This is a genomic window from Enterococcus spodopteracolus (assembly GCF_030441955.1).
Taxonomy (GTDB): Bacteria; Bacillota; Bacilli; order Lactobacillales; family Enterococcaceae; genus Enterococcus_B; species Enterococcus_B spodopteracolus.
In genome coordinates this window covers 1-418 of record NZ_JARJHD010000125.1, presented here as the reverse complement: position 1 = coordinate 418, position 418 = coordinate 1, and the positions used below count along the sequence as shown (strand labels likewise).

1 protein-coding gene is annotated in these 418 nt (G+C 64.6%); it reads right to left on the bottom strand.

The annotated features are described in order from the left end of the window. The coding region (locus P3R27_RS14875; protein WP_301399197.1) for a hypothetical protein at positions 1-303 on the bottom strand (303 nt) is incomplete at its 3' end. Positions 304-418 lie beyond the last annotated feature (115 nt).

Genomic DNA, 418 nt, shown 5'->3' with positions numbered 1-418 from the left:
ACGAGCCACCACCTCTGACCGTTGAGCGGGCGTCAACTGGCTCACATCGAGTTCCTGCCGTGCGCCCTGCAGCAGCCCTCGGGCTGCCTCATCACGCACGGCCGCTTCATCAAGCGCCCGGGCTTCACCCCTCAGGGATTCAAGGCGCGCGACCTCGGCGGTCAGCGCCTGGACGTCATGACCATTGGCTTTTCGCAGCGTGGGCGACAGCGCGGATGCTTGCTGCATCTTCTGTTTCGCATCGCCAATTCGGACCTTGAGCTTTTCTGCATAGGTGCCAACACCTGCACCCAGCTCATCCATCAAGGACGGCGCCTTTCGGACTGCAGGTGCTGCAGGTGCTGCAGGTGCTGCAGCAGCATCGGGCATGGCGGCGGCCAGCTTCTCGCGCACCTTGGGCGCCAGGTCAGCCCATGCC